Raw genomic sequence first — 3,634 nt, forward strand, 5'->3', positions numbered from 1 at the left:
ACCGCCGAGACCGGCGCGCAGGCCATCGCCGGCACGATCAACATCGTGCTGCGCGAAGAGGTGCGCCAGCGGCTGAACAACGTGCACCTGCGCCTCGGCCACGACGACGGCCACTGGGAACCCAGTGTCAGCTGGACCCGTGCCGACCAGATCGACAACTTCAGCTACAACCTGTCCGCCCACGCCTCCAGCGGCCGCAGCGACGACGCCAGCAGCGTCCACACCGTCGAGACCCGGCTGGCCGACAACACGACCACGCTGGACCAGACCCGCACCACGCAGGACAGCAGCCAGCGCGAGGCGATCCACCTCGGCGGGCGCATGCAGTGGCGGCTGGGCGCGGGCGAGTCGTTCGCGCTGATGCCGTTCGTGATGGCCAACCAGGCCCGCAGCACCAGCGCCCAGGGCATCGACGCGGCCACGGGCACACCGGACTTCGTCAGCGCCAACCAGACCGGTCAGAGCCGCTTCTCGCTCGCCCGGCTCAGTGCGCAATGGCTGACCCGGCTCGACGACAACCTGCGCCTCGAACTCAAGGCCGGCGGCAGCCTCGGCACCGGCAACGCAAGCAGCCAGCGGTTCGAGCGCGACGGGGCTGGCGCCACGCTGCGCCAGGTCGACGACGCCCGCGACGGCCGCGACCGCAGCCTCAGCACCGGCGGCAAGCTCAGCCGCAACCTGGTCGACGGGGCGCACCAGGTCTCGCTCGGCTGGGAGCTGGAAGACAGCCAGCGCCAGGACAACCGCACCACGCTGGAGACCACGGCCACCGGCATCCGTTCGCTCAACGGCGAGGTGGGCGACACCCTGCAGGCCCACACGCTGCGCCGTGCGCTCTGGGCACAGGACGAATGGGCCGTGACGCCGCAATGGTCGGTGCAGGGTGGCCTGCGCTGGGAGGCGATCGACACCGACAGCGACGCCGCCGACGGCCGCATCAGCAACCGCAGCAGCGTGCTGACGCCGCTGCTGCACGCCGTCTGGCGCCCGGTGGACGGCGGCAAGGACCAGGTGCGCCTGAGCCTGACGCGCAGCTACCGCGCCCCGACGCTGGCCAACCTGATCGCCCGCCGCACAGAAGCCACCGGCACCAACCTCGAGACCAACCCCGACCGCGCCGGCAATCCGCAGCTCCGGCCCGAGCTGGCCACCGGGCTGGATCTGGCCTTCGAGCACTATCTGTCGGCCGGCGGCCTCCTCAGCATCGGCGTGTTCGAGCGCCGCATCGACCAGCTCATCCGCGCGCAGACCACGCTGGAAACGGTGGGCGGCGCCTCGCGCTGGGTCTCGCGCCCGCAGAACATCGGCACCGCGATGACACGCGGCGTCGAGCTGGAGGCCAAGCTGCGCCTGAGCGAGGTGATGGCCGAGAACGCACCACCGCTGGAAGTGCGTGCCAACCTGAGCGCCTTCCGCTCGCAGGTCGACCGCATCGCCGGACCGGACAACCGCCTCGACAAGCAGCCCGACTGGAGTGCCAACCTCGGCGGCGACTGGCGGGTGCGTGGCCTGCCGCTGGTGCTGGGCGCGAGTCTCAACTTCACGCCCGAGTACGCGATCCAGCTCAGCGACAGCCAGCTCAACACGGTGGACACCCGCCGCGTGATCGACGCCTATGCGCTGTGGACCTTCACGCCCGACCTGCAGCTGCGCGCCTCGGTGAGCAACCTGCTGCCACTGGACAACGTCAGCAGCGCGACCGTCACCACCGCGAGCACCCGCCAGGTGGCGACGACCAGCAATCCCGGCACCACCTCCTGGGCGCTGCGGCTGGAGATGAAGCTCTGACGCAGCGGACGTCGAGCGTTCAGAGTTCGCAGACGACCTGGCGCAGCTTGCCGCTGCGCAGGTCGATCGCTGGTGCCTCGTCGCTGACGCTCAGGCGCACCGACAGGCCTTGCGTGTCGAAGTAGCGGCGCAGGGCCTCCAGCGACGCCACGCGCAGCGCCGCCGGGTCGGTGCACAGGCTCACGTCCAGGCGCAGCTCCAGCGCATCGGGGGCAGTCTGGCGGAGCTGGAAGCGGTGCACATCGGCCCCCTCCTCCAGCGCCGTGGTCACCGCCATCGGCGACAGGTGCACCACGTCGCCAGCGGCGTTCGGGAACTGCAGCGTGTCGTCGCAGCGACCTTCGACGGTGAACGACGGCCGGTGGTTGCCGCACGCGCAGTCGTCCGGATGCATCGTCACGCTGTCCCCGAGGCGGTAGCGGATCAGCGGCTGGACGCGGTTGGCCAGGTTGGTCAGCAGCACCGAGTGCGAGGCGGTGCCGACCGGCACGGGCCGGTCCTGGGCGTCGATCGGCTCCATCAGCACCCAGTCGTCGTTCAGATGCAGGCGGCCATGCGGACACTCGAAGGCGATGGCCAGGCACTCGGAGGCGCCGTAGTCATTGACCACCGGTGCGCCGAAGACCGACTCGATCCAGTCGCGTGTGCTGGCTGCCAGCCCTTCGCCGCCGGACCAGAGCGCCAGGGGCATCAGCCGCAGCCGCCCCGCCTCCTGCTGCCGCGCCAGCTCGACCAGCATGCTCGGATAGCTGGCGATGAAGGCCGGGCGCCACGCCTGCAGTTCGTCGCACAGCTGCTCGATCGGCGCGGTGACGGAAAACGCCCGTGACTCGCTGCCCGTCACCGGGTTGAAGCGGCACTGGCGCGACCAGAACGACACGCCGGCATAGTGCCCATCGAGCGCCGCCACCAGCGCGCTGCGCGGCCGCAGACCCCATGGACCCATCGCGCCAGTCGCCGCCAGCGCCCACCAGCGGTGGGTGGCGAAACGCCGGTCCATGCGGCTCTCGAGCATCGTCGAATACACCGCGAGTGCCGCACTGTCCTGCACGAAGATGCCCGGCTCGCCGCTGGTGCCGGAGCTGGTCCACACCGCATAGCGGCGCAGGAAGTCCGACCCGATCCGGCTTCGGTCGGCCAGAAAGGCCTGCACGCCCTCGCGCGTGATGGCCGGGTCAGTCACCCAGTCGTCGAAGTGCTGCATGAGCTGCGACTTCGTGACCGGGGGCAGATCGGTCCACGACACGGGCGCGCCCCCGTGGTGCCGGCGATAGAACGCGCTGTGGGTGCGGGCATGGTCGAGCAGCGACTGGCACCGCTGTTCAACCAGACCGGGCTTGGCGGCGGACGCGCCAACGCCAGCGGCGGCCCAGGGATTGGTGGGGGTGGTCCAGGGGGCGATCCAGCCCGCCCAGGGTTCGTCTTGCTGCAGTGCCATGCTTGTCTCCTGCGCCCGGGTCGGGTCGAACCGGGTCCTCATCGTCGCGCCCATCATGGACGAGGTGACTGACAGGGATCAGACAATCTGGTGTCACAGCGCCTGGGACCAGCGTCAGGACCAGTTGCTGGCGCGGCCCAGAAAACCCAGGGAGCATTGCCGTAGACCACATCGTTGCCGTGGCCGAATATCTCGCGACGGCGACGGTGACTGCAAGCGGTATTGCCGAGGCCGTGACCGTTCCAGAACCCACCGGGGAAACCTTGTCGCTTATTTTTGATGCATCCCGGTTTGCGGGATTTCCCGAATAACCGGCGATTTTGATTCAGTCTGGATTTATCTGCGCAAGGCGAAGATAAGAAGCCGAAATGGAAATCACCCCGATTGATAAGCCAACGGCCCACCTGC

At 69.3% G+C, this 3,634-nt stretch carries 3 protein-coding genes; 2 read left to right on the plus strand and 1 reads right to left on the minus strand.

The genetic code is table 11. From position 1 onward, the window contains the following. The coding region (locus AB3X43_RS04160; RefSeq protein ID WP_369428613.1) for a TonB-dependent receptor plug domain-containing protein at nucleotides 1-1,788 on the plus strand (1,788 nt) is incomplete at its 5' end. A gap of 19 nt (nucleotides 1,789-1,807) precedes the next feature. Here AB3X43_RS04160 and AB3X43_RS04165 read toward each other — a convergent pair. After that, entirely contained in the window at nucleotides 1,808-3,226 is a 1,419-nt protein-coding gene (locus AB3X43_RS04165) for a phenylacetate--CoA ligase family protein (RefSeq protein ID WP_369428614.1), read from the minus strand. Between the two features lie 179 nt (nucleotides 3,227-3,405). Here AB3X43_RS04165 and AB3X43_RS04170 point away from each other — a divergent pair, with 179 nt between their 5' ends. After that, nucleotides 3,406-3,537 (plus strand): hypothetical protein, encoded by a 132-nt coding sequence (locus tag AB3X43_RS04170; protein ID WP_369428615.1) that lies wholly within the window; start codon nucleotides 3,406-3,408, stop codon nucleotides 3,535-3,537. Nucleotides 3,538-3,634 lie beyond the last annotated feature (97 nt).

The sequence above is a fragment of the Sphaerotilus sp. genome, from assembly GCF_041083715.1.
GTDB lineage: Bacteria > Pseudomonadota > Gammaproteobacteria > Burkholderiales > Burkholderiaceae_C > Sphaerotilus.

What these genes read in the sequence shown, in the direction of transcription:
- AB3X43_RS04165 (WP_369428614.1), bottom strand. Translation starts at nt 3,226, where the DNA reads ATGGCACTGCAGCAAGACGAACCCTGGGCGGGCTGGATCGCCCCCTGG.